Annotated in this window: 22 protein-coding genes, 1 other RNA gene and 3 pseudogenes; 11 read left to right on the top strand and 15 right to left on the bottom strand. The window is 62.9% G+C overall.

Going from position 1 to position 25430, the window contains the following annotated elements; all coding sequences use genetic code 11:
• Positions 1–5: 5 nt before the first annotated feature.
• From NDY25_RS22905 to NDY25_RS01285, 4 genes and pseudogenes are all read right to left on the bottom strand, one after another.
• Positions 6–218: pseudogene (locus NDY25_RS22905) on the bottom strand (hypothetical protein).
• On the bottom strand, positions 215–493 hold the full coding sequence (locus tag NDY25_RS01295; RefSeq protein WP_256627718.1) for a hypothetical protein: 279 nt from the start codon (positions 491–493) through the stop codon (positions 215–217). Before NDY25_RS01295 ends, NDY25_RS22905 begins: the two are co-directional and overlap by 4 nt.
• 10 nt (positions 494–503) lie before the next feature.
• Entirely contained in the window at positions 504–770 is a 267-nt protein-coding gene (locus NDY25_RS01290; RefSeq protein WP_256627959.1) for a hypothetical protein, read from the bottom strand.
• A 54-nt stretch (positions 771–824) separates the two neighbouring features.
• Complete coding sequence (locus tag NDY25_RS01285; RefSeq protein WP_040237455.1) at positions 825–1064, bottom strand: DNA-binding protein; 240 nt, start codon at positions 1062–1064, stop codon at positions 825–827.
• Between the two features lie 87 nt (positions 1065–1151).
• Between NDY25_RS01285 and NDY25_RS01280 the strand changes: the two genes are divergently transcribed.
• Entirely contained in the window at positions 1152–1586 is a 435-nt protein-coding gene (locus NDY25_RS01280; RefSeq protein WP_256627717.1) for a helix-turn-helix domain-containing protein, read from the top strand.
• A 361-nt stretch (positions 1587–1947) separates the two neighbouring features.
• On the opposite strand, the gene NDY25_RS01275 is transcribed toward NDY25_RS01280, so the two are convergent.
• The 4 genes and pseudogenes from NDY25_RS01275 to ssrA form a co-directional block, all read right to left on the bottom strand.
• A complete protein-coding gene (locus tag NDY25_RS01275; protein WP_256627716.1) occupies positions 1948–2739 on the bottom strand; it encodes an SEL1-like repeat protein in 792 nt (263 codons plus the stop codon).
• A 714-nt stretch (positions 2740–3453) separates the two neighbouring features.
• Positions 3454–4598 (bottom strand): IS3 family transposase gene (locus NDY25_RS01270; protein WP_256627573.1). Its coding sequence is split into 2 segments (ribosomal slippage): positions 3454–4361 and positions 4361–4598, totalling 1146 coding nucleotides; the frame shifts between segments, so codons are not numbered across the junction.
• 63 nt (positions 4599–4661) lie between these two features.
• A pseudogene (locus NDY25_RS01265) lies at positions 4662–5660 on the bottom strand (integrase); the annotation flags it as partial.
• Between the two features lie 107 nt (positions 5661–5767).
• Positions 5768–6164: a transfer-messenger RNA gene (gene ssrA / locus NDY25_RS01260) on the bottom strand.
• Positions 6165–6299: 135 nt separating this feature from the next.
• Here ssrA and NDY25_RS01255 point away from each other — a divergent pair.
• The gene (locus NDY25_RS01255; protein ID WP_168958542.1) at positions 6300–8750 is read left to right on the top strand and encodes a S8 family serine peptidase; all 2451 of its coding nucleotides are present in this window, start codon (positions 6300–6302) and stop codon (positions 8748–8750) included.
• 132 nt (positions 8751–8882) lie between these two features.
• On the opposite strand, the gene smpB is transcribed toward NDY25_RS01255, so the two are convergent.
• Positions 8883–9386, bottom strand: a complete 504-nt coding sequence (smpB, locus tag NDY25_RS01250) for an SsrA-binding protein SmpB (RefSeq protein ID WP_006449452.1) — start codon at positions 9384–9386, stop codon at positions 8883–8885.
• A gap of 60 nt (positions 9387–9446) precedes the next feature.
• Here smpB and NDY25_RS01245 point away from each other — a divergent pair, with 60 nt between their 5' ends.
• Both NDY25_RS01245 and NDY25_RS01240 read left to right on the top strand, forming a co-directional pair.
• A complete protein-coding gene (locus NDY25_RS01245) occupies positions 9447–9878 on the top strand; it encodes a type II toxin-antitoxin system RatA family toxin (RefSeq protein ID WP_006449453.1) in 432 nt (143 codons plus the stop codon).
• Between the two features lie 3 nt (positions 9879–9881).
• Positions 9882–10139 (top strand): annotated as a pseudogene (locus tag NDY25_RS01240) (RnfH family protein); the annotation flags it as partial.
• A gap of 293 nt (positions 10140–10432) precedes the next feature.
• Here the strand turns inward: NDY25_RS01240 and NDY25_RS01235 are convergent.
• The gene (locus NDY25_RS01235; RefSeq protein WP_006449455.1) at positions 10433–10828 is read right to left on the bottom strand and encodes an outer membrane protein assembly factor BamE; all 396 of its coding nucleotides are present in this window, start codon (positions 10826–10828) and stop codon (positions 10433–10435) included.
• A gap of 104 nt (positions 10829–10932) precedes the next feature.
• Here NDY25_RS01235 and fur point away from each other — a divergent pair, with 104 nt between their 5' ends.
• Positions 10933–11343: a ferric iron uptake transcriptional regulator gene (gene fur, locus NDY25_RS01230; RefSeq protein ID WP_006449456.1), complete on the top strand. Its 411-nt coding sequence runs from the start codon at positions 10933–10935 to the stop codon at positions 11341–11343.
• 110 nt (positions 11344–11453) lie between these two features.
• Here fur and recN read toward each other — a convergent pair whose 3' ends face one another.
• Positions 11454–13118, bottom strand: coding sequence for a DNA repair protein RecN (gene recN / locus NDY25_RS01225; protein WP_168958540.1), 1665 nt, complete (start codon positions 13116–13118; stop codon positions 11454–11456).
• Positions 13119–13234: 116 nt separating this feature from the next.
• Here recN and hrcA point away from each other — a divergent pair, with 116 nt between their 5' ends.
• The 6 genes from hrcA to NDY25_RS01195 all read left to right on the top strand — a co-directional run bounded on the left by hrcA (position 13235) and on the right by NDY25_RS01195 (position 20548).
• Complete coding sequence (gene hrcA, locus NDY25_RS01220) at positions 13235–14287, top strand: heat-inducible transcriptional repressor HrcA (RefSeq protein WP_023903538.1); 1053 nt, start codon at positions 13235–13237, stop codon at positions 14285–14287.
• A 101-nt stretch (positions 14288–14388) separates the two neighbouring features.
• A complete protein-coding gene (grpE, locus tag NDY25_RS01215; protein ID WP_168958539.1) occupies positions 14389–14907 on the top strand; it encodes a nucleotide exchange factor GrpE in 519 nt (172 codons plus the stop codon).
• Positions 14908–15048: 141 nt separating this feature from the next.
• Positions 15049–16977 carry a molecular chaperone DnaK gene (dnaK, locus tag NDY25_RS01210; RefSeq protein ID WP_168958538.1) on the top strand — a complete coding sequence of 643 codons (1929 nt, stop codon included), beginning with the start codon at positions 15049–15051 and terminating at the stop codon, positions 16975–16977.
• A 143-nt stretch (positions 16978–17120) separates the two neighbouring features.
• Positions 17121–18251, top strand: coding sequence for a molecular chaperone DnaJ (gene dnaJ / locus NDY25_RS01205; RefSeq protein WP_006449461.1), 1131 nt, complete (start codon positions 17121–17123; stop codon positions 18249–18251).
• A 264-nt stretch (positions 18252–18515) separates the two neighbouring features.
• Entirely contained in the window at positions 18516–19424 is a 909-nt protein-coding gene (gene pdxY, locus NDY25_RS01200; RefSeq protein ID WP_168958537.1) for a pyridoxal kinase, read from the top strand.
• Positions 19421–20548: a prephenate dehydrogenase gene (locus tag NDY25_RS01195; protein WP_168958536.1), complete on the top strand. Its 1128-nt coding sequence runs from the start codon at positions 19421–19423 to the stop codon at positions 20546–20548. The genes pdxY and NDY25_RS01195 overlap by 4 nt, the downstream gene beginning before the upstream one ends.
• Before the next feature lie 283 nt (positions 20549–20831).
• Here the strand turns inward: NDY25_RS01195 and NDY25_RS01190 are convergent, their stop codons facing one another.
• The 4 genes from NDY25_RS01190 to NDY25_RS01175 all read right to left on the bottom strand — a co-directional run bounded on the left by NDY25_RS01190 (position 20832) and on the right by NDY25_RS01175 (position 25345).
• On the bottom strand, positions 20832–21044 hold the full coding sequence (locus tag NDY25_RS01190; RefSeq protein ID WP_168958535.1) for a hypothetical protein: 213 nt from the start codon (positions 21042–21044) through the stop codon (positions 20832–20834).
• Positions 21045–21187: 143 nt separating this feature from the next.
• Positions 21188–22591 carry a TolC family protein gene (locus tag NDY25_RS01185; protein WP_168958534.1) on the bottom strand — a complete coding sequence of 468 codons (1404 nt, stop codon included), beginning with the start codon at positions 22589–22591 and terminating at the stop codon, positions 21188–21190.
• Positions 22588–23673 carry an efflux RND transporter periplasmic adaptor subunit gene (locus NDY25_RS01180; protein ID WP_115036654.1) on the bottom strand — a complete coding sequence of 362 codons (1086 nt, stop codon included), beginning with the start codon at positions 23671–23673 and terminating at the stop codon, positions 22588–22590. Before NDY25_RS01180 ends, NDY25_RS01185 begins: the two co-directional genes overlap by 4 nt.
• Positions 23657–25345, bottom strand: a complete 1689-nt coding sequence (locus NDY25_RS01175; protein WP_168958533.1) for an ATP-binding cassette domain-containing protein — start codon at positions 25343–25345, stop codon at positions 23657–23659. The genes NDY25_RS01180 and NDY25_RS01175 overlap by 17 nt, the downstream gene beginning before the upstream one ends.
• Positions 25346–25430 lie beyond the last annotated feature (85 nt).

Here is a 25430-nt window from a genome sequence, read left to right as displayed (position 1 = left end):
CTTCCTTAGACGCCGAGCCGGCGCTGAGGCGCGAGCGAAGCTGTAGCGTTGTCGATCACGACATAGGTGCCGCCGGCACGGCGGTGTGCGTCAACGGCGGCTGCGAGCAGGCGTGCCTCTTCGTGCTTGGCGTGTGGCGCGATGCGCTGCGGCACATTGCTTGCCGCATCTACGAATCGCGGCTCCTGTGCTGTGAACTAGCTGTTGGCGTGCATCACGAGCCGACCTCACTGTCTGCGAGTTGGAGATGGAACAAAACGGCGGCGGCATCGGTCAGCACGACAAGGCGTTCATTGGCGCTGTCAGACGTTGCAAGTCCTTCGCGCATGAGGGTGGCCACCACGACCGCACCGAAGCGCTGCGCGGTCTGCGCAGGCGCAGTGCGGCCGATGTAACCGTGCTCGGTTTTCAACAGGCCGCCATGAACTAGCGCGACTTCCAGGCAAAGCTTCGCCGTGGGCGGCAATGCCGCCCAATCAAGGGTCTTTCGCATTAGGGGTGCCTCAGAGGTGAGGGAAGAACGGCTCGCCGCTCACGGGAATCAGATCCAGCTGGCGGTCGCCTAGCGATTCGCGATAAGCCTGCAGCGCTTGGGCGCGCTCATACGCTGGTGTCGGTGGAAGCTCGCTGTGTGAGGTGGGTACGCCGCTGGGGCTGGCAATACCCGTTAACTCCGAATGGCCGGTGTAGGTCGCACCGCACATCGGGTTCTCACACACATAGGAGTCGTGGCGAAGGAACTTATGCGCGAGAAAGCTTGTGCGTTTGATGAGCCTTGCACTACACGCCTCGCAGCGGAAAACGATTTTTTCGACCGAACATGCTCACCCCCTTGAGCTTTTGGCGGTTGGGATTTCTGTGGCACTATTGGGTGGTGCCTTGAGACCCAAGGCGATTGCTGCCTTGTGGGACTCGCCGTATTTGCCTTGAGAACGGCCACGGAGCAGGTCATGCACGACTGACCTGTCCACGCCGTTCTGCCGGGCGAATGCCGAGACCGTGATGCCATTCGCTTCAAGCCACTGTCGCGCCTGTTCCGGGCTGCGGGGCGTGAACTGCTGCATTTGACTCTGACGGGGCATGTGGCGGTTCCGTTTACTTTGGGAATTTTGTGGACTTAACTCAACATTGTCAAGTAAGGAAATGCCTGAATGACCGTAGGGAAACGCCTGAAGGATGAGCGCAAGCGTCTTGGATTGACGCAGGAAGAGATGGCCGTGCAGCTCGGCCTCACGCGCTATGCGCAGTTGAACTTCGAGAAAGACATCAATCTGCCGGGTGGAGCGTACCTACTGGCCGCTTTAGACCGTGGCGTCGATGTTTTGTATGTGCTGTCTGGACATCGCGCGCAGTTGGATCCCGCTGATAGGCTCCTGCTGTCTGCCTTCAAAGATGCATCACCAGCTGCCCGCAACGCTGTGCTTGCTGCATTGGGCTTGGTAAGCGATGCCTCGTCTTCCAAGGCTAGTGCTGGCCCGGTCCTGTCGTTCAACAACAACGAAATCGGCTCGGTGGTTTCTACCACCGCATCGATCGATCAAAGCAACATGCAGATCGTTGTTGGTGGACGCAAAAAGAGCAAGTGATCAGCATCGCGATTGGACAGCTGCTCGTGGGAAATTTGCCGTTATCGGCTATATCAGCCCGAACTGTAGAGTTCGCTTGTGATCAACAACAAAAAAGCCGCCAGTCTATGACCGGCGGCTTTCCCAGGTGTCGGCGCATAGCTCCTTGCGATCCATTCGCCGCCATCCTGGCAGCGCGAGTTGACCTGACAACCGAAATCAGAATGCCTAATCGCCCGCGTGCCAGCTGTAAGAAATCTCCGCTTGTGTGTGTAGGCGGTGCGCCCGATAAGCGATGAAAGGCAGCTGTCAAAATTAGTTATAGATTTGGTGCTTGGGGATGGCGCCCTGCCTGCATCAATGAGTTACTACGATGCCATCCTCAATGCCTATCTGCAGCAGTTTTCATAGATCGCCTCAGCCTGCTCATGTGCTGCGCGCATCTGGTCTCGTGAAAGGGTGCTGGAGTAGTTATCCACGATTTTATCGAGGTAGACGTTCGATCCAGTTTTTGAGCTGCCATGTAGTATGCGAATGACTTCACAGGGTCTTTTGGCGCCATGATTCCACGCTGACTGTCGCCCGCAATCGCGAGAAGAGCGTCAACACTACCTTGCTGTGCGGCTCCTTCAAGGAATCGTGCAGCATCCTTCTTGTATTGAACTAATTTCTCGGGATCCTTTAGGTAATCCTGCCTTGATCCGATGATGGAAGTGGTGTCTCTGGCGTACATCAACTGCGCCTCCAGAGAACCTTGTTCGGCTGCCTTCTTTAGCCACTCACCGTTCAGAAGCTCTGGGCGATTTGCCAAATTAGCGCAATCATCTAGGCTTGACTCTGCGCTCTTCAGATAGCCTTCGCCGGTCGCCGACGCCTGGTGCGCAAGCGCACTTCTGCTAGCAGACCCACTCAAAGTGTTCTTGCACTCAAGTGCAGCGAGATATATTGAGTAGGTAGCAACAGCATCACCTGATTCTGAACGTTGAAGAAGAGAGTCGATGTACTTCGCAACATCTCCAGGAGGCCGCTTCTTATTCCTTACAATGCTGAAAGCCTTTGGACCTTGTCGTTTGACAACATCGCTATCTATTTTTCTGTCCGCTATCAGAGTTGCCACTGGTGCTGAAACTCTAGGCTGTGCCCTCTGTTTCGCCCCCTCTGTGTTGTCGTCCACCGTCGACCCTGGTGAACGGGTGGGACTGTAAAAGACGTAGGTGAATACGCCTGCGATAACCAATAACGCGGCAGCAGAAAAAAGTACTTATTTTTTTAGATTTATTCAATTAAAAAACTCCGCCGCAGCACTATGGTGTTCATGCCACTTCTCAGGCACGACCTTAAATGGATTCAAGCGCACAGGCAACGCCATGCGCTTGACCCAAATTTAGTTTTCTTGGGTGGGAGGACCAACGATGACCACGCCGCCGCCGCCGCCGCCGCCAATACCGCCGCCACCGCCACCGCCACCACTACCGCCGCCACCAGTGCCAGGTTCAGGCGGATACGTTGTGATCGGTGTGGCGGTTCCGCCCATAACATTTCCGCTGTCAGTGCCTGTGTAAGTCACACATGCGCCCCCGTTGCAGATTGTGATTGTGTGTCCGGGTTGGAGATCGTATGTGTATCGAAAGAACCCAGGTCTCGACATCTCAGACCGCCAAGTGTCAATGAACACCTGAGTAATGGGATCGGGCATTGGAGTGCCCAACAAACATGTATCGCAGTTGAAAGGTCCCCAGATCTCATTCACCGCTTCCTGTGCGTAGGCATAGCCTCCAATTGCCAAGAGCAAGCCAGTACCAAGAGCAAGGCGTTGCTTCTGTTTTGTGGATAGCTTGGGTGAGAGCTTAAATCCATTCATGTGATACGCCCAGGGTTCCGTAGACACTCAAGACCCTCGTTGCGCGTAGCGCCGTTCAAACTCTACAGGGGACAAGTCGCCAGTTGAACCGTGGCGGCGGTTGGGGTTGTAGAACATCTCGATGTAGTCGAATACCTCGGCGCGAGCGGCGTCCTTGGTGGGATAGGTCCGCCGCCTGATCCGCTCGCGTTTGAGCAGGCCGAAGAAGCTCTCTACGGGTGCGTTGTCGTGGCAGTTGCCACGCCGACTCATGCTGCACACCAAGCCATGGGACGCCAGGAAACTGCGCCAGTCATCGCTGGTGTAGACAGACCCTTGGTCCGAGTGAACCAAGCAACCAGTGTTGGGTTTGCGCCGCCACACCGCAGACAACAAGGCCTGCACGACCAACTCGGTGTCGGCCCGATCGCGCATCGCCCAGCCGACGACCTGCCTGGAAAACAGATCGATCACAACAGCCAGGTACATCCAGCCTTCATGCGTGCGGATGAAGGTGAAATCGCTCGCCCAGGCCGTGTCCGGCTCCGTCACGTCGAACTGTCGGTCAAGCAGATTGGCAGCCGCCTTGCACTGCATCCCTCCATGGAAGCGCGGTTTGCGACCATAGCCCACCTGGGCACGCAGTCCCTCGGTGCGCATCAGCCGATGCACCCGATGGCGACTACAACGCTCACCCAGATCGCGCAGATCCGTGGTGATCTTGCGATGCCCATAGACACTGCCGCTGGCCAGCCAGTGGTGCTTGATTAGTCCAAGCAAGCGATCATCTTCCTTGGCGCGCTCACTGTTGGGCGAGCACAACCAGGCGTAATAACCCGACCGGTTGACCCGCAATACCCGGCACATCGCACACACCCTGAATTCCCTGCAGTGGGCTTGCATGAAGGCGTACTTTGCCTTTACCCCTTGGCAAAGTACGCGGCGGCCTTTTTTAGGATGTCGCGCTCCTCGGTCACTCGACGCAACTCTGCCTTCAGCCGCCGAACCTCGGCGCTCTGGTCCACCTCGGCGCGATGCACCACGCCAGACTTGCCGAACGTGCGCAGCCAGGCGTACAGGCTGTGCGTCGTGACACCCAGCCGCTCGGCGACTTCTGCCACCTTGAACCCACGATCAGTCACTTGCCGGACCGCCTCGATCTTGAACTCATCCGTATACCGCTTGCTGCTCATAGACACCTCCGAATCGACCATTTTCCATGGCCTTGAGATGTCTAGGAAACCCTGGGCGTATCAATCGGGCTTGGCGGCTCTGAAACGCACGCCCCAGAAATCGCCCACCTTGCCGATGTCGTCAACATATAGCTGAGCGACCTCGTTGACCCGAGCACCGGTCGCAAATCCCAACAGCGTGCCAAACCATCGGTGCGGATACTTTTTGGCCCAAGAGGTGAATGCATTCAGTTCGAGCAGCGCTTCAAGCTCGGCTTGGCTAAACGGATCACGACTCGGCTCATCGGTGAGCGACTTGGCACGATTGAGGATGGCTTTGTGAGGCGCCTTGCTAATCAGGTCTTCGTTCGCCAAGGCGTTGAAGAAGGAGGCAATACGATCCCGATGCTTTTCCTTGGTGCGCATGCTCAGCAGTTCATGACCACCTTGCCGTGCCTTGCTCAGGATTTCGACAGGGGTGAGGCCGGCGAACACCGCCTTCTTGGTGGCGTTGCTCGGGTAGTGCTCAAGCGCATCCAGGAACTGTCGGACGTCATCGGTCTTGTAGTCCTCGACCGGTTTGTCGCCGACAAGTGCCACAAACAGACCCAGGCTGTGTTCGGTATCGAGCACGTTTTTGGCGCTTCGCCCCACGCGCCGCATTTCACTGATGTGGATGGTGGCGCGCTCTGACAGCAGCGGTCCGGCGCTTTTCACAGAAGCCAGTTGCTGAAAGGGGAGGTGTTTCAGTGCGTCCAGCAGCCGGGCGTGATCGTCTGCTCCGTTGGCAGAGAGCTCCACGCCACCGACCTTGATGGTGTAGGGGCGTGCTTCGTTCCCTTGCAACGCGGCCAGAGCCTGGCTCAGCAAATCGTCCTGCATGCCCGTTCCTTGCCGCATCTGATCGAATGCTTGCGAGAGTGCCACAGCAGTTCGTGCCACGGCCAGACGGGCAGCATCGCCCAGGGACAAGCGAACGGGACGGACAAGGTAGCGCGAGCCAATGATGGCTTGCAGGTCGGTCGGGACGAAGAAGCGCACATAAAGCCCAGCAGGGCGGCGCAGAAAATAAGGCTTCGGCACGGGGTTTGATACCTCGTTTGATACCTAACGCAGGCTCAAACTGAACATCAAACCCCGGGCCTAACCTTCGCAGAATCAAGCACTTACTGCTCTTTTCCGCGATCAGATGGTGGAGGTGGGCGGAATCGAACCGCCGTCCGGAAGCACTCCATCCCCAGCACTACATGCTTAGCCCTCCGTTAGATCTCATTTCCAGGCAGCACGGTTGGCAAAGCGCACCTGGAAACCAGCCTGCTTTATCTAACCGGTAGCTGACAGGCAGCCACTACCGACGGTTCCGTGATAATGACCCTACATCTACGAGCACGGGCACAAGTAGGTTCGGGGGTTCGCCTTAGGCGGCTGTAGAACTAAAACTAAAGCCAGTTAAGCGGCGATAGCGTAGTCCGAACCGTAGTTGTCATCGTTGGCAACTAAAAGTTTGCTGCTGGATTAACGAGGAAAGCTGCCCCCTCGGCATGCGCCAAGCGACTTCGCGACCCCCGTCGAAACCAGTGCACCCCCGGGGAAAGCATCAAAACGCTGACCTGCCCAGTGTAGGGATCGGCGCGCCCTGTCACAAGTAGTGAGATACGCAGCGCTTACAGTGGCTTCAGTCCCGTACCGAACGGAACAATCTGTAAACGAAGGAGCGAAGCGATGGCGACCAGCAAGCCCCCACGTCCACGGCCTGCGCGTGCAGCGCCCCGCAAACCAGCGGCCACTGCCGATCAACCCGTGCGCAAACGTGCAGCGCGCAGCGCGCAGCCGCAGACCACGGCGAAGAGCCGCGTGCAGGACAAGGCGCGCACGGTGATCTACATCCATGGCATCGGCAACAAGCCGCCGGCCGAGGTGTTGCGCTGCCAATGGGACAAGGCCTTGTTCGGGCGGCCGATGGGCGAGCGCACGCGCCTGGCGTACTGGGTCAATCGCGAGCGGTATCCGGTCGCCGAGCCCGGCAGTTGCGATGCGCGCGATGTCGGCCCTGCGCTCAATCAGAGTGTGCAGCGCGCCTTGAGTACGCTTGGGTTGGTGCCGGGCGAGCAGGATCTGCATCTGCTCGCCGATGCGTTGGCGCAGAGCGAGCAGGAACGCAGCGATCTGCATCGCTTGCTGGACGAGCTGGACACTGCGTCCGCCACGCCTGCCGTTGGTGACGTGCAGGCGAAAGGCCCGATCGATGCGATCAACCGCGTGCTGCTGCGCTTGATCTCTGCCGCGCTGCTGCAGGACGTGCACGATCTGTTCTTCGTGCCCGAGCGTGCGGCGTTGATGCGCGAAAGCCTGGCGCAGCGCTTGCGGTCGGGCGGCGGGCCGTTCGTGGTGGTCGCGCACAGCCAGGGCTCGATGATCGCCTTCGATGTGCTGCGCCAGCTGCAGGCCGCCGAGTGCGAGGTCAGCTTGTTCCTTACCTTGGGCTCGCCCCTGGGCTTGCCGCAAGTGCGCAGCATGTTCAAACGCTGGACCGGCACGCGCAAGCTGCCGTTTCCCGAGTGCGTGCGGCGCTGGATCAACGTGGCCGAAACACGCGACCCGATCGCGCTGGATCCGGATCTCAGCGACGACATCGCCAATGCCAAGGGACGTTTTGAAAACCTCTCGGACGCACGCTTGAATCCGGATTGGCAGCACAACCCCCATTCGGGCTCCGGCTATCTGTCGATTCCGCAGGTGCGTGCGGCGGTGCGCGAGGCCGTCGGCGTGGGCTTCGATCAGCCGGTGTCCAACGCAGTGCTGATCAAGGATCTCAGCGAGCAGCTGGAAGCGCATGGGTCCGAGCATCGGCACGAAGTGCTGATCGAACTGGATCGTCGCCTGCTCGGCAACGACCCGGCCGCCACGCGTGCGCTGCTGCTGGCGCAGCTGCGCGAGACCGCTGCACGCAGCACCGGCTTGAGCGGCGACGCGTTGGATGAGGCGATCGAACTGGAAGACGGCTTGCAGCGTTTCGTCTCGGCGCGGCTGACACGCTTCGAGATCGAGTCGCTGCAGGATCGCTACCGTGCACTCGGATTCCGGCGCGTGTGGCGCGATGCCGGCAAGCGCGCGCTGATCAACGTCTCCGGCAACGTCTTGCATGCCGATGCTGCGCGCACCGCGTATCGCGCGCGTGGGCAGCAGATCGGCTGGGCGGTGCTGGACACCGGCATCGCGGCCAGTCATCCGCATTTCTTCGTGAAAGGCGAGCGTGACAGCGTGGTGGCGCAATGGGATTGCACGCGGCGTGGCGCGCCTAAACGATTGACGCGCGCAGATGGCGATGCATTCGCCAGACTCGATCGGCATGGGCACGGCACCCATATCGCCGGCATCATCGCCGGCCAATCTCGGGCTGTGATCGCGGACGTGGAGGACAATCCCGGTAAACCACAGGAGTTCGCCGGCATGGCGCCGGACACGCAGTTGTATGGATTCAAGGTGCTGGACGACGCCGGAAACGGCCGCGATTCCTGGATGATCAAGGCGGTGCAGCAAGTGGCTGCGATCAACGAGCGCGCAGGCGAGTTGGTCATCCACGGGGTCAACCTGAGCCTGGGCGGCTACTTCGACCCGGAAAGTTACGGCTGCGGTTTTACGCCGTTGTGCAACGAGTTGCGCCGGCTATGGCGGCAAGGCGTACTGGTTGTCGTTGCCGCTGGCAACGAGGGCATGGCCTGGCTGATGCGTAACGATGGCGATGCGTATCCGGCCAACATGGATCTGTCGATCAGCGACCCGGGCAATCTGGAAGACGCCATCGTGGTCGGCTCGGTGCACAAGAGCAGCCCGCACAATTACGGCGTGTCGTATTTTTCGTCGCGCGGGCCGACCGCCGACGGGCGCGGCAAGCCCGACGTGGTCGCACCAGGCGAAAAGATCCTGTCGGCCTACTACGACTTCGACCCGAACGATGCGGCCAGCCTGATGGTGGAGATGAGCGGCACCAGCATGGCGGCACCGCATGTCTCCGGCGTACTGGCCGGCTTTCTCTCGGCGCGCCGCGAGTTCATCGGCTTTCCGGATCGGGTCAAGCAACTGCTGCTGGAGACCAGTACCGACCTGCAACGCGATCGCTATGTGCAGGGCAGGGGGGTGCCGAATCTGATGCGGATGCTTGGGAAGACGTGAGGAATCGGGAATCGGGAGTGGGGAATCGTAAAAGCGCGATGCTTCTCGATGATCCGGCAATGCCCGCGGCGTGAACTAACGTGAGGTCAACGCAGCAAGCCTACCCAGCTCTTGCGATTCCCGATTCCCGATTCACGCATCTCGGTTATGCCGCCGCATCACGCGCTGCTTGTCGCGCTGCCAGTCGCGGTCCTTGGCGGCGTCGCGCTTGTCGTGATTCTGCTTGCCCTTGGCCAGTGCGATTTCCAGCTTGACCTTGTTGTTGCTCCAGTACAGCGCAGTTGGCACCAGGGTGTAGCCATCGCGTTCGACGCTGCTCAGCACCTTGTCGATTTCCCGACGATGCAGCAGCAGCTTGCGGTCGCGGCGTTCCACCGGCACGGTGTGACTGGAGGCCTGGATCAGCGGTGTGATCTGCGCGCCGATCAGGAAAATCTCGCCGGAGCGCACATACGCGTAGCCGTCGATGATATTGGCGCGGCCGGCGCGAATCGCCTTGACCTCCCAGCCCTGCAGGGCCAGGCCGGCTTCGTAGCGCTCTTCCAGGTGGTATTCGTGGCGCGCACGCTTGTTCAGCGCGATGGTTTTCGTGGCCGTCGCGCCGTTTGCTTTATCCTTGGCTGGTTTCTTGCTCATGCCGCTATTGTCGCCGATTCGGTGTCTTCAAACGATCTTCTGTCTTTCACAAGTTAGAGAATGCCTACCATCCGTCGCAGCGCACTGGTCGAACACAGCGCCACCCGCATGTTCGATCTGGTCAATGATGTCGCCGCCTATCCGCGCCGTTTCGGCTGGTGCGATGCTGCCCATGTGCTTGAGCAGGACCAGGCGCATATCGTGGCGCGCCTGGATCTGGGGCTGGGGTCGTTCCGCACCTGGTTCACTACCGAAAATCGGCTTGAGCGCCCGGAACGTATCGTCATGCATCTGCGCGACGGCCCGTTCAAGCGTCTGGAAGGCCTGTGGGAATTTCAGTCGCTCGGCGAAAACGCCTGCAAGGTCAGTTTGACGATGGAAGTGGAGACCAGCTCGCGGCTGCTGGGTCCGGCGCTGGCGCTGGGCTTTCAGGGGCTGGCCGATCGCATGGTCAACGATTTCGTGCGGGTCGCCGATCGCGGCGACGTGTAAGCCATGCAGGTCGAAGTGGTGCTGGCCTGGCCGGATCGCTACAGCTCTATGCAACTGGATCTGCCTGACGGCGCCACGGTAGCCGAGGCGATTGCCGCCTCTGGTCTAGCGGTGGATCAGCCACTCGCAGCGCAGGCGATTCATGGGGTAATTGCGCGACCGGATCAGGTGCTGCGCGATGGCGACCGGGTCGAATTGCTCAGGCCGCTGCTGCTGGATCCGAAAGAGGCGCGTCGTCGCCGTGCCGGACCCAGCAAAAGGCCGGTCCCAACGCCTAGTCGTTTGACAGCGCTGCGACGCACGTGCGCGTGCGGCACAGCGAACTCTTCCGGTAACTGTCCCGAGAAGCCGAACGTAGCCGTTGGTTCGGACAAGCGCTTGTGGACACGACGCAGCCGACAGAAAACGCGCAGTCGGTGTCAGGGCCCGCGCTGCAGTCCTTGATCGAACACGTCTTTCCGACCAGCCAAAACTAAAAAACGCATCCGTTTAAAGGGATGCGTTCTCTGGTCCTGCCAACACTCAGACGATCGCAAAATCGCCGAGCAGCCGCATCAACGGCCGCGCTGCTTCTTCTTGTCGCGCGCCAGATTGCGGCCGAATTGCTTGGGTGCCGACTTGGCAAGCTGCTCGTCCTGGGCCGGGAAATAATCGCCCTCCCAACGGGTAACCTGCTCGTTTTCGAAGTACACGACGAAGTTCTTGACCTCGGTGTGCGCCAGACGGTCTACGCGCTGGGTGGACGTGTAGTCCCAACGCTGCGCATGGAACGGGTCGGGGATCGAAGGAGTGCCCAGCAACGCGCTGACCTGCTGCTTGCTCTGGCCGACCTGGAGTTGCTCCACGGCATTCTGTTTGATCAGATTGCCTTGGTAGATCGGCTGCTTGTAGATGATGCCGCAGCCAGCGGTGGAAAGAGCAACGGCGGCGACCAGCAGGAGATTGCGCATCGGGGATTAAGTGCTGAGGAAATCACGCCGATGATACACTCCCCCCGGTCGCCGCGACCCGTTTGAAGGCAGCTGGCGCTAAATCGCCAATGAACGGAGAACGTATGGAAACCCACGACCTGCGCAAAGTCGGGCTCAAGGTGACCCATCCGCGGATGCGGATACTGGAATTGCTCGAACAAAAGAGCAATCACCATCACCTCAGCGCAGAAGACATCTATCGCCAGCTACTCGACCACGGCGACGAAATCGGTCTGGCCACGGTGTATCGGGTGCTGACCCAGTTCGAGGCTGCCGGCCTGGTGCTGAAGCACAATTTCGAAGGCGGCCAGGCTGTCTATGAGCTGGATCGCGGTGGCCACCACGACCATATGGTCGATGTGGACACCGGCCACGTGATCGAATTCGAAAGCGAAGAGATCGAGGCGTTGCAGCGCCAGATCGCCGCCCAGCACGGTTACGAGCTGGAAGAGCATTCGCTGGTGCTGTACGTGCGTAAGAAGCGCGTGCGCTAAACCCGGCGCGCAGCACGGCGGCAACGACAAGGCGGCTTCGGCCGCCTTGTGCATTTGCAGACGGTAGCCGCCTCGACAACGCCGAGCGTGTCGCCCGGCAATCGAGCCGATTACGCGCTCTGCAGCAGCTTGCGTGCGGCCGCGCGAGCCTCTTTGCTGACTTCCACGCCGCCCAGCATGCGCGCCAGTTCTTCCTGACGGGCCTGCGGGCCGAGCAGTTCGACCGCGCTCTGGGTCATGCCGTCCACCGGCGCCTTGCTGACCCGGTAATGCGCGTGGCCCTTGGCGGCGACCTGCGGCAAGTGGGTGACGCACAGCACCTGGCGCTCTTCGCCCAGGGCGCGCAGCTTCTGCCCGACGATGTCGGCCACCGCGCCGCCGATGCCGGAATCCACTTCGTCGAAGACCATGGTCGGCACGCTGTCCAGCCCCAGTGCAGCCACTTCGATCGCCAGCGAAATCCGCGACAGCTCGCCGCCGGAGGCGACCTTGCGCAACGCGCGCGGCGGTTGTCCGGCGTTGGCGGCGACCAGGAATTCGACCCGCTCGGCGCCGTTCGGGTCAGGGCGCAGGGTGTCCTGCGGCTGCAATTGGATCAGGAACTGCCCGCCGCCCATGCCCAGCTCGCCGATCAGCGTGGTGGTGGCGGCCGACAAGGAGTCTGCCGCGGTGGTACGGCTGGCGCTGAGGGCGGCGGCGGCGTTGCGCCAGACGTCGGTTGCGGTGGCGATGTGCTTGTCCAGCTGCTGCAGGCGTTCGTCTGCGCCGCGTAGGCTTTCCACTTCCTGGCTCATGCGGTCGCGCTGCGCGGCCAGTTCGTCCGGGGTCACGCGGTGCTTGCGCGCCAGATCGTGCAGGCGGCCGAGCCGGCGTTCCATCGCTTCGAACTGGGCCGGGTCGGCGTCCAGGTCGTCGCGTACGCGGTCGAGCAGGGCCAGCGCTTCGTCGATCTGGATTGCTGCACTGTCCAGCAGTGCGTCCACCTCCGCAAGGCGCGGCTCGTGTTCGGCGACGCGGGCCAGGTCGTGGCGGCTGCCCTGCAGCAGGCCCAGCGCCGATGCGCCATCGTCGCCGTTGAGCTGCTGGACGACGCTTTCACAGGCGCCGATCAGCGCGGTGGCGTGCGCCTGACGACGATGATTGACGTCCAGCGCGGCAATTGCGGCCGGGTCCAGGTCTTCGCGTTCGAGTTCGCCCAACTGGTGTTCGAGAAAGCCGATGCGGTCGGAAACATCGCCCTGCGCCGAGAGCGCATCGCGCTCGTCCAGCAGCGCCTGCCACTGCCGGCTGGCCTGGCGCACCTGTTCGCGCTGCGCGCTGTTGCGCGCGTAGGCGTCGAGCAGGGTGAGCTGGCTGTGGCGGGCCATCAAGGCCTGGTGCTCGTGCTGGCCGTGGATTTCCACCAGCCGTGACGCCAGCTCGGACAGTTGCGAAGAGGTGACCGGGCGGCCGTTGATCCAGGCGCGCGAGCCGCCATCGGCGCGGATGATGCGGCGCAGTTGGCATTGCGCGTCGTCGTCCAACTCGTTGTCGGCCAGCCAGGTCAGGCCGGGATGTTCGCTGGGCAGCTGGAATTCGGCCGACAGCTCGGCGCGGTCGGCACCGTGGCGCACCACGCCGCTATCGGCGCGCAGGCCGGACAGAAAGCCCAGCGCATCCACCATCAGCGACTTGCCGGCGCCGGTTTCGCCAGAGACCACGGTCATGCCCGGCCCGAATTCCAGTTCGGTGGCGCGGACGACGGCGAAATCCTTGATGGAGAGGTGTCTGAGCATGGGATCGAGTGTGAACGCTTTGGGCAAGCTTAGGGTGGGAGGGGCGGCGAGGGAATGAGACCCTTGCCAATCACGGGGCCAGAGATTATCTATGCCCAGTCTCACCGGATGATCCCATGCGCGCGTCACAGTCCCCAACGCTCGACCCCCGCGCACGCCAGTTGCTACGGACGCTGATTGCCCGCTACATCCGCGACGGCGAGCCGGTGGGCTCCAAGACGCTGGCCCAGCATGCGGGGCTGGATGTCAGCCCGGCCACCATCCGCAATATTCTGGCCGACCTGGAAGATGTGGGGCTGCTCAGCTCTCCGCACACCTCGGCCGGGCGTATTCCTACCGCACACGGCTACCGCGTGTTCGTCGATAGCCTGGTGCAGATGCAGCCGCCGGGCGAGGAAGAAGTGCGCCGCCTGCGCGCCGAGCTTGCCAGCGGCAACGGGACTCAATCGTTGCTGGGCAGCGCCTCGCAGATGCTGTCGGCGATGAGCCACTTCGTCGGCGTGGTCAGCGCGCCGCGGCGCGAGCAGTTCGCCTTCCGGCATATCGATTTCGTGCCGCTGGATGCGCGGCGGGTGCTGGCGATTCTGGTGTTTGCCGACAACGAGGTGCAGAACCGGGTGATCGAGCCGCGCCGCGCCTACGAGCCGGCCGAGCTGGAGCGGGTGGCCAATTACCTCAATGCGCAGTTTGCCGGGCGCGCGCTATCGGATATCCGCGCCTCGCTGCTGCGCGAGCTGCGCGTGGCCAAGAACGAGATGGAGCAGCTGCTGGCGCACAGCGTGGACCTGGCCAGCGAGGCGCTGGTGCCGGCCGAGGCCGATGACATGGTGATGGCCGGGCAGACCCGGCTGATGGGCGTGCAGGACCTGTCCGACCTGGATCGCCTGCGCGAGCTGTTCGAGGCTTTCGCCAGCAAGCGCGAGATCCTGCAACTGCTCGAACGCACCATCCAGGCGCCTGGCGTGCGCATCTTCATCGGCGAGGAGACCGGCATGGTGTCGCTGGAAGACGTCTCGCTGGTCACCGCACCGTATGCCGCCAATGGCCAGGTGCTGGGCGTGCTGGGGGTGATCGGGCCCAAACGCATGGCCTACGACCGCCTGATTCCGCTGGTGCAGACCGCAGCCCAGGTGCTGGGCGCGGCCATGGAACCGCCCGCGACGCGATAACCGGAGTCGATCGGGGCGATCGTTTTGCTTGAAACTCGCGCGGGCGCCCACATACGGGGTGACGTTGGGGCGGGCGTTCCGCCGGCCCGGGAACTGTGCACATGAACCAAGACCACTCCGAATTCGACTCCGAAGACCTGTCCCAGAACCCACCCGAGACCGATCCGCTCAAGGCTGAGATCGAATCGCTGCGCAGCGAGATCGCGCTGGTCAAGGCCGACGCCCTGCGCGAGCGCGCCGATCTGGAAAACCAGCGCAAGCGCATCGCCCGCGATGTCGACAATGCGCGCAAGTTCGCCAACGAGAAGCTGCTGGGCGAGCTGCTGCCGGTGTTCGACAGCCTGGATGCGGGCCTGACCGCCGCCGGCAGCCAGCCCAGCCCGCTGCGCGACGGTCTGGACATGACCTACAAGCAACTGCTCAAGGTGGCCGCCGACAATGGCCTGACCCTGCTCGATCCGGTCGGCCAGCCGTTCAACCCGGACCAGCACCAGGCGATCAGCCAGGGCGAGGCCGAGGGCATCGCACCGGGCCACGTGGTGCAGGTGTTCCAGAAAGGCTATCTGCTCAACGATCGCCTGCTGCGCCCGGCCCTGGTGGTCGTGGCCAATCACGACTGAAGGCTGCTGCCGGCTGAACTGGCCGGCGCGGACGCGGAACGCAGATTCGTACAGGTGGCTTGAACACCTGCGCACCACCCCCACATCTCAGCCAGACCCGGCGTCGCCGGAAACAGCTACAGAATCATCAGGAGCGTATCCATGGGCAAGATCATTGGTATTGACCTCGGCACCACGAACTCGTGCGTGTCGATCATGGACGGCGGCAAGGCCCGCGTCATCGAAAATTCCGAGGGCGATCGCACCACGCCTTCGATCGTCGCCTACACCAAGGACGGCGAAGTGCTGGTCGGTGCCTCGGCCAAGCGCCAGGCGGTCACCAACCCGAAGAACACCTTCTACGCGGTGAAGCGCCTGATCGGCCGCAAGTTCACAGACGCCGAAGTGCAGAAGGACATCTCGCACGTGCCGTACGGCATCCTCGCCCACGACAATGGCGATGCCTGGGTGCAGACCAGCGATGCCAAGCGTATGGCGCCGCAGGAAATCTCTGCGCGCGTGCTGGAAAAGATGAAGAAGACCGCCGAGGACTTCCTGGGCGAGAAGGTCACCGAGGCCGTGATCACGGTGCCGGCCTACTTCAACGACAGCCAGCGTCAGGCCACCAAGGACGCCGGCCGCATCGCCGGTCTGGACGTCAAGCGCATCATCAACGAGCCGACCGCTGCAGCCCTGGCCTATGGCCTGGACAAAAACGGCGGCGACCGCAAGATCGCCGTGTACGACCTGGGCGGCGGCACCTTCGACGTGTCGATCATCGAAATCGCCGAAGTCGATGGCGAGAAGCAGTTCGAAGTGCTGGCCACCAATGGCGACACCTTCCTGGGCGGCGAAGACTTCGACAACCGCGTCATCGAGTATCTGGTCGACGAATTCAACAAGGATCAGGGCATCGATCTGCGTAAGGATCCGTTGGCGCTGCAGCGCCTGAAGGACGCCGCAGAGCGCGCCAAGATCGAGCTGTCGACCAGCCAGCAGACCGAAGTGAACCTGCCGTACGTCACCGCCGATGCCTCGGGCCCGAAGCACCTCAACATCAAGTTGACCCGTGCCAAGCTCGAAGCGCTGGTGGAAGACCTGGTCAAGAAGTCGATCGAGCCGTGCCGCACCGCGTTGAACGATGCCGGCCTGCGCGCCAGCGATGTCAACGAAGTGATCCTGGTCGGCGGTCAGACCCGCATGCCGAAGGTGCAGCAGGCGGTTGCCGATTTCTTCGGCAAGGAACCGCGCAAGGACGTCAACCCGGACGAAGCTGTGGCCGTCGGTGCCGCGATTCAGGGCGGCGTGCTGGCTGGCGACGTCAAGGACGTGCTGCTGCTGGACGTGACCCCGCTGTCGCTGGGTATCGAAACCATGGGCGGCGTGTTCACCAAGATCATCGAAAAGAACACAACCATCCCGACCAAGGCCTCGCAGACCTTCTCCACCGCCGAAGACAACCAGTCGGCCGTGACCGTGCACGTGTTGCAGGGTGAGCGCGAGCAGGCCCGCTTCAACAAGTCGCTGGCCAAGTTCGACCTGTCCGGCATCGAGCCGGCGCCGCGCGGCATGCCGCAGGTGGAGGTGTCCTTCGACATCGACGCCAACGGCATCCTGCACGTGTCGGCCAAGGACAAGAAGACCAACAAGGAACAGAAGGTCGAGATCAAAGCCGGTTCGGGTCTGTCGGACGAAGAGATCCAGCGCATGGTCGCCGACGCGGAAGCCAACCGCGAAGAAGACAAGAAGTTCCAGGAGCTGGTGCAGACCCGCAACCAGGCCGATGGCCTGATCCACGCCACCCGCAGCGCGATCACCGAGCATGGCAGCAAGGTTGGCGGCGATGTGATCGGCAAGGTGGAAGCGGCGCTGTCGGATCTGGAAAAAGCCATGAAGGGCGACGACAAGGCGCAGATCGAAGCGCGCAGCAAGACCCTGGAAGAAGCCGGCCAGTCGCTGTACGCGGCAGCCGCCGCGGCAGAGCAGGGCGGCAACGCCGATCCAGCCAGCGGCAATGCGCAGGCGTCGAAGGCGGCCGATGACGTGGTGGACGCCGAGTTCACCGAGGTCAAGGACGACAAGAAGGCGTGAGTGGGGAATAGGGAATCGAGAATGGGAGGAGCGGTGCTGCGGCATCGCTCCTTCCCGTTGTCTGACCCTTCCACTTTCGATTGCGATTTACTGAGGATGTGCGCTTTGAACGATTCCCGTCTCCCGATTCCCGATTCCCTGTCGTGAGCAAACGCGATTACTACGAAGTGCTGGGCGTGGCCCGTGGCGCCAGCGACGAGGAGCTGAAGAAGGCGTATCGGCGCTGTGCGATGAAGCACCATCCGGACCGCAATCCGGGCGACGCTGCTGCCGAGGCGATGTTCAAGGAGTGCAAGGAAGCCTATGAAGTGTTGTCGGACGGCAACAAGCGCCGCGCCTACGATGCGCATGGCCACGCTGCGTTCGAGCACGGCATGGGCGGTGGTGGCGGTGGGCCGGGTGGCCCGGACATGGGAGATATCTTTGGCGATATCTTCGGCAATATTTTCGGCGGTGGCGCCGCCGGTCCGCGCGCTGCGCGACGTGGCGCCGACGTCGGTTACGTGCTGGAACTGGATCTGGAAGAAGCCGTTGCCGGCATCGAGCGACGCATCGAGATTCCGACCTTGATCGAATGCGATCCCTGCCACGGCAGCGGGTCGGAAGACGGCAAGGTGGAGGTGTGCGGGACCTGTCACGGACGTGGCCAGGTGCGCATCCAGCGCGGCATCTTTGCGATGCAGCAGAGCTGCCCGCATTGCGATGGGCGCGGCACGCTGATCCAGAATCCGTGCAAGGTCTGTCACGGCGCAGGCCGTGTGGAAGAAGACAAGGTGTTGTCGATCAAGGTGCCTGCCGGTGTGGATACCGGCGACCGCATCCGTCTGGCAGGCGAGGGCGAAGCCGGCCCCGCCGGTACACCGCCGGGCGATCTGTATGTGGAAGTGCGCGTGCGCGAGCATGCGATCTTCCAGCGCGATGGCGACGACCTGCATTGCGAGGTGCCGATCCGCATTTCGCAGGCGGCACTCGGTGACACCGTGCGTGTGGCAACGCTGGGGGGCGAGGCGGAAATCCGTATTCCGGCCGAGACCCAGACCGGCAAGCTGTTCCGTCTGCGTGGCAAGGGCGTGCGTTCGGTGCGCAGTCGCACCGAAGGCGATCTTTACTGCCGCGTGGTGGTCGAAACGCCGGTCAATCTGACCGCCGATCAGCGCGAGTTGCTGCAGCAGTTCGAGTCCACCTTCACCGGCGAGGATGCACGCAAGCATTCGCCCAAGTCGGCCACATTCATCGATGGCGTCAAGGGCTTCTGGGATCGGATGACGTCCTGAGTCAGGTGTTCTGATGCAACGAGAGCCGGGCGCGCGGACCACTGCGTGCCCGGCTTTTTTTGTACCTTATGCCCGTAGTGCACGTGTACTGCACTGATCCGCTGCGTTGGCATCGCACTGTCGATGTCGTGTCTCGTCTTGCAGCATGCAGTTGTGCTGCGCGTTGCCTCCGCGACGTGCTGCATCTACAGCATGCCGTATCTACAGCATGCTTCCGGTGTTGCGCGGATAATGGCGCCATCTCCTTCGACGATGGCCGCCCCTATGAGCGATGCAACCGACAGCCACCTCGTCCACGGTCGCCGCCAGCGCCCGGATGGTCCTTCGCCGATCGATGTGATCTCGGTGCAATCGCAACTGGTCTATGGGCATGCCGGCAACAGCGCGGCGGTACCGCCGTTGCGTGCGCTGGGGCTACGGGTGGCGGAAGTGCCCACCACGCTGCTGAGCAATGCGCCGTTTTACGCGACCTTACGCGGGCGCATTCTGCCGGCCGATTGGCTGGCCGATCTGTTGCTGGGTGCGAGCGAACGTGGGCTGCCGCAACGCGCGCGCATTCTGGTATCGGGCTATTTCGGCAGTCTGGCCAATGGCGAAGTCTTTGCCGACTGGCTGGAGCAGACCTTGCCGCAGGCGCCGCAGCTGCGTTATTGCCTGGATCCGGTCATCGGCGACACGCACACCGGCCCGTATGTCGAACCCGGATTGGAACGCGTATTCGCCGAGCGGCTATTGCCGCATGCCTGGCTGGTGACGCCGAATGCCTTCGAGCTTGGGCGGTTGACCGGTTTGCCGAGTCTGGAACAGGACGATGCCGTCGTTGCCGCGCGCGCATTGCTGGCGCGCGGCCCGCAATGGGTGCTTGCGCACAGCGTGGCCGGCGCGGCCGGCGAGCTGGTGACGTTGGCGGTCAGCAACGAGGCGGTGTATCGCTGGGCCACGCCGCATTTGCCGGTGGATGTGGCCGGTACCGGCGATGTGTTGATGGCGTTGCTGATCGGTTTCCTGCTGCGCGATGTGGCGTTCGAGCAGGCGGTGGGGCATGCGCTCAGCGGTGTGCATAGCGCACTGGAAGCGACGCTGTCTGCAGGGTATGAAGAGTTCGATGTGCTGGCCGCCGCTCCGGCCGCGCTGGTGGATGCACCGCGCTTTGCCGTCGAGCGCTTGGCATGATCGCGCAGCCGGTGGTCGGCATCGTCGGCATTGCCGGCGCCTACGGTCGATGGCTGGCGCAGTTTCTTCGCATGCGCATGGGGCTGGAGGTGATCGGCTTCGATCCGGCCGAGGTCGGCGGCATGGACGAGGCGAGCCTGGCGCAGCGTGCCGATGTGCTGATTTTTTCTGCGCCGATTCGCCACACCGCCGCATTGATCGAGCGCTATGTCGAACTTGCCGGGCCGCGCGCGGCATCGCAGTTGTGGATGGATGTCACCTCGATCAAGCAGGCACCGGTTGCCGCGATGCTGGCATCGCAGGCCGAGGTGGTCGGTCTGCATCCGATGACCGCACCGCCCAAGTCGCCGACCTTGAAGGGGCGGGTGATGGTGGTTTGCGAGGCGCGTCTGCAGCATTGGTCGGCGTGGGTGCAGACGCTCTACAGCGCGCTGCAGGCCGAATGCGTGTACGCCACGCCCGAGCACCACGACCGCGTGATGGCCCTGGTGCAGGCGATGGTGCACGCCACCCATCTGGCGCAGGCCGGCACCTTGCGTGACTACGCGCCGCTGCTCGGCGAACTGCGCGCGCTGATGCCGTATCGCTCGGCCTCGTTCGAGCTGGATACCGCGGTGATCGCGCGCATTCTCTCGCTCAATCCGTCGATCTACGAAGACATCCAGTTCGGTAATCCGTACGTGGGCGAGATGCTCGATCGCCTGCTGGCGCAATTGCAGCAGTTGCGCGCCTTGGTCGCGCAAGGTGACGACGGGGCGCGTGCGCAGTTTCGCAGTCGATTTCTGGACGACAACGCACAGGCATTGCAACGCGAGTCGCTTGCGGCGGGCAACTACACCTACGAGCGTGTTGGCTACCTGTTGGCCGATCTCACCGAGCCGCTGACGCTGAGCGTGTATCTGCCGGAGGATCAACCCGGCTCGCTACGCGCGCTGCTGCATGTGTTCGAGCAGCACGGTGTGAATCTGTCGTCGATCCACTCCTCGCGCACGCCGGTGGGCGAGCTGCATTTCCGGATTGGGTTCGAGCCGAACAGCGATCGCGCAGCGTTGGCGCAGGCTGCCAGCGAGATCGACCGCAGCGGGATCGGGCGGGTGCTGGAGCGCTCCGATCGCGTTGGGTAACGGTAGGGCAGGCGCGCGCTTGGTCGATGTCGATGTTGGTATCGGGCTGCCGGGATGTGAGCAGCAACCATGTGTGGTTTGACTGCAGTCGTAGGCGAGGAGTCGACGTCGCGAGTGATTGTCGCCTGGCTGATGGTCGCTTGGCGTAATGCCGCGCACTCACAACATATATTTCATCCACACAGGGTGTGGATGAAATCTGCACAAGCATGTGGATAACTGCGCGCAGCCATTGCGCTGCAACGGCTGCGGCTGCTGTGGTCAAAAAATGACCAGCTCCATCTCAGGACGTCGAAAGCCGCAACTCGCCACCCTGGGTGACGAAGCGTTGGCCTTGCCGTTGCAGGTGGCGGCCATCGGGGAGTTCGTAACGTGGCGCAGCGTGCGCGTTCGTGCGGGATTGCTGCGCGGTGGGGGATTCGAGCTCGTCGCGGAATTCGATGATGACGTAAGACTCGCCATCTGCACCGACTGCGGGAAATTGCCGAAAAGACATACGCACCTCCGAAAGATTCCAAGGTCGCAGTGCGAACCGCCAGGGACCGCACGACCGGCGTCGGGCCGGTGAAGGCGAGCATGCGCAGGCACGTGTTACCCGGGCGTCATTGCGCGATGCGGAAAAGTTCGAACGACGCCGGCTCAACGACTCAGCTGCAACGCATCCCGATCAGCCGTCGCGGCCGCCAGTTCGGCGCGCGCAGAGGCAATGCGCGCCTGAGCATCGATCAAACGCACGCGTGCGTCGTTGGCGGTTTCTTCGCGCTGATTGACCAGGAAGAAGTCGCCCGACCCAAGCTCGAAGCGGCGCCGCTCCGCCGCGGCGAGACGGTCGGCCAGGCTGCGTTCTTCGTCGGCGATCTTGGCCAGGCGTTCGGCGGCGTTGAGCGAGATGACCACCGACTCGACCTCCACCGAGATCTGGTCGCGCAGGTAACGGCTGCGTTGATCCAGCGCTTCGATCTCGGCGCGCGCTTCGGCAACGCGGCCCTTGGCGGCACGGTTTTCCAGCGGCACGCTGAAACGGAAGCCGATGATGGCATCGGTGGGCGAGCGGTTCGGGCCGCCGACGCCGGGTTCGCCAAGATCCTTGCTGACTTCCAGGCTCACATCCAGGCGGGGTTTGAGATCGTTCTGCGCCAGCATCAGCCGCGCGGTGGCCTGGTCGATGCGGGTCAGCACGGCGCGGTAATCCGGGCGCTCCACCGGTGCGGTGATCTTGCTGGCGCCGGCCAGGCCTTCCAGTGCGGAGGTGTCGGCCGGCAGGCGTTCGCTGGAGACGATCAGCGGCATGCCGGTGTCGTCGCGCAGATACAGCGACAAGGCATTGGCCGCATTGGCGAAGTCCTGCTCCGAACGCACCACCAGCGCACGTCGGCGTACCAGGTTCTGGTCGTTTTCGGTCAGCAGGATGGTCGGCCGTGCGCCCAGCGTCACCTGCCGCGAAATCGCATTGCGGCGTTGCTCGGCCAGTTGCAGCAGGTCGTTGTACGCGCGCCGTTTCAGTCCGGCCGCAACCCAGCTCTGGTAAGCATCCACCGCGCGTCGCTGCACGCCAATGGCCACCATTTCGGCTTCGTACTGGGCGACATTGATGTCGGCGCTGGCAACGCTGCGCTTGGTGCGGCGCTCGTCGACCACGCGGTCGCGCAGCAGCGCGTACAGCGCGCCCACTTTCACTTCGCCGCCGCGGTCGGTGTAGGACTTGTCTTCGTAGACCGGGAACGAACCACGCGAGGAGCGGTAACCACCGTAGTAATAGCCGCCGTTGTTATCGAACGGTCGCTTGACCGTGCTTTCGATCGCGCTGCCGTCGTAATACCCGGCCTCGCGCGAATGGCCGTCGATATCGAACACGGTATCGAACGCGCCATCGGCCGAGATGCCCTTGCCTTCGGCCTGACGGACCTTGGCCAGCGATTCGACAATCTGCGGCGCAGAGCGAGCCGAGGACTGCAGCACTTCGTCCAGGGTCAGCGCAGTGGTTTGGGCCGCCGCCGCGCCCGGCGCGAGCGCGATCAGCAAGAAGACAAGACGGCGGATCATTTTTTGCCGGTCTCGTCGTCTTCGGCCTTGGACGCTGCCGGTTTGGCTTTGCCCTCATCCTGCGTCGCCGCTGCCGGGCGCCGGCCGAATTCCAGTGGGAAGTTGTTGAGCTGGCGCCACAATTCGTAGCCGACCTTTACCGTTTCGCCCTGCACCCAGCCGCGCACCTTGCCGCCCTGGCGGGCGAACTCGCGTGCCGGCCAGGCCGGCTTGCCTGGCTGCGGTTCGACCAGGATGCGGAACAAGCCATCGGGCGCGGCGTTGGGGTCGATCGCGCGCACGCGGCCGTCGAACATGCCATGCGCCACCGACGGCCAGCCGCTGAACTGGATCGCCGGCCATCCTTCGAACTCCAACCGCACCGGGCGACCGGGGCGGATCAGCGGCACGTCGCGGCCGTCGATGTACAGCTCGACCGCGCGCTCCACCCGCTCCGGCGCGATCACCGCCAGCACCGTGCCGGGCGAGACCATCGCGCTGCCGCTGGCGGCGTTGAGCTGCTGCACGCGGCCGTCGCGCGGCGCGCGCACCAATTGCGCGGACTGACGATTCAACTGGATATCGATGCGGGTCAGCTTGGCGCGCGATTCGGCCAGCTTGGCGTCGGCCTCGGCGACTTTGATCTGGGTCAGCTCAAAGTCGCGGCGGCCGGCCAGCCCTTCGGCAAGCAATTGCCTGCTACGTGCCACGTCGATGCTGGCAACCGCGCGCGATTGCTGGATCGCGGCAATTTCGGCCTGCACCTGCGCACGTTCGCTGGCCAAGCGAGTGAGCAGGTCCGGATCCAGATCGCCGACGCGCGCGATCGGATCGCCGCGCGAGACATGCTGGCCGTCGTGCACATACCAACGCTCGACCCGGCCGGGCACGAAGGCGGTGACCTGTTGCTGGCGGTCGCCCGGATCCAGCGCCACCACCTGGCCCTTGCCGCTGGCGGTCTGCACCCACGGCGCCAGCGCCAGGATCGCGCTGGCAATGGCAATGCCGATCAGCAGCATCCATGCCAGCGCCTTGGCGATGCTGGGTGGGCGCATTGCCGCCAGGGTGGGGAAGTGCGTGTTGCGATCAGGAGCGTGCTGCATCGTTCGCCTCCTGCGTCGAGGCGATCAATTCGGCGCGCGTGGCAAAGCGCTGCTGCCGCTCGGGTTGCAGGTGGAACCAGCCATCCAGGGTGATGTCTTCCGGCCTGCCGGTGCACAGCAGCACCGTGGTGCCGGCCTCTTTCAGGCGACGCAAGACATCGGTCAGCCGATCGGCGGGAATCAGATCGTACAACTGCGCCAGCATCAGCACGCGCGGGCGCACCAGCAGCGCATTGGCCAGCTTCAACGCCATCACTTCGCCGATCCACAACGGGTAGCCCGATGCGGCCAGGCGCGTATCCAGACCTTGCGGAAGTGCGGCAATGCGGCTGCGCAGCCCCACCGCATCGATCGCTTCCAGCATCGCTTCCGAAGTCACATCGGCAGACGCCAGCGCCAGATATTCGCGGATGGTGACCTCGACAATGGTCGGCCGGTCGAGCACCGTCACTTCCGAGCGCAGCAGGTACATGTCGAAGGTGGCCATGTCTGCGCCGCCCACCATCACCAGCCCGCGATCGGGCACCATGTGGCGCTTGAGGATCATCGCCAGCAGCCGCTCCGCACCGCCATCGGCGATCGTCACCAGCTGCTCGCCGGCGGCCAGCGAAAAATCGAAACGTGCGCCGTCGATCATCACGCCATCCAGGCGCACCGCGCTGTTGCCGGGCGTTTTGCCACGTGCAACGACGGCGCGTTCCTGCGGGATCGCAAACAGCAGCGAGAGTTCTTCCGAGCTCGCTACCAGATCGTAGAACGCATCCAGATAGCCACCGAGTTGCGAGATGCCGTAGAAGACCGCGCTGAGGATCAGTTCGGCGGCGACCAGTTGGCCGATCGACAGCTCGCCGCGTAGGATCAGATTGCCGCCCAGCGCCAGCAACGCGGCGCTGGCCACCGCGTAGACCAGCAAAAACGCCACCGTCTGGGTGAAGCTGTAGCGGAAATGGCGCCGGTGCCGGTCGACATAAGCTGCAGTGACGGCTTCGGAGCGGTCCATCGCGAAATTGAGATGGCGGCTGGATTTATAGAAACCGTTCGAGCCGCCGACACTTTCCAGCCAGCGTGCGGCCTCGTGCTTGGCATGGCTCAGATCGACCGCGGTGCGGATCGAACCGCGCGACCAGATCATCCAGATGCTGAAGATGACCAGCAGCAACAATGCGTTGAAACCGAGAAAGAACGGATGGTAGAAACTGGTGAGTATCAGCCCCACCGCCGATTGCAGCACGATGGTGAAGGCGCCGATCGCCAGACTCGGCACGGCTTTCTGCACCACCACCAGATCGAAGTAACGATTGAACATGTCGCCGCGGTTCTGATCGGCGAAGAACGGATTTTGCGCATGCACCGCGCGCACCGTGATTTCGGAGACCACGCGCGCAAACAGGCGGCGCTCGAACAGCGCCATGACCCACACCCGCATCGCGCTCAGGCCGGCCACCAGCAGCAACAGCCCCAGCAGCAGGCTCGACAGCGTCCACAGCGGTGCGGGCAGCGCGGTGTTGGCCACGCTGTTGATCAGCAACTGCACCGAGATCGGCGTGGCCAGCGACAGCAGGCTGATCGCCACGCCATACACCATGGCCAGACGCACATACGGCATGTCCGGCCCGACGATCTCCGCCAGCCAGGCTCCCGCTTCCCGCCATCCGATCTGCTTGCCCGCCATTCGATTTCCGTTGATGAGTTCAATGAAGCATTGACGAGTTGCAGGTAACGAACAAGGCCGCAGCGCTTATTCGACGCATAGGATT

Source organism: Xanthomonas hortorum pv. pelargonii (assembly GCF_024499015.1).
Taxonomy (GTDB): domain Bacteria; phylum Pseudomonadota; class Gammaproteobacteria; order Xanthomonadales; family Xanthomonadaceae; genus Xanthomonas; species Xanthomonas hortorum_B.
The sequence above is the reverse complement of the archived record's forward strand: the minus strand, read 5'-3'. Positions and strand labels throughout refer to the sequence as shown.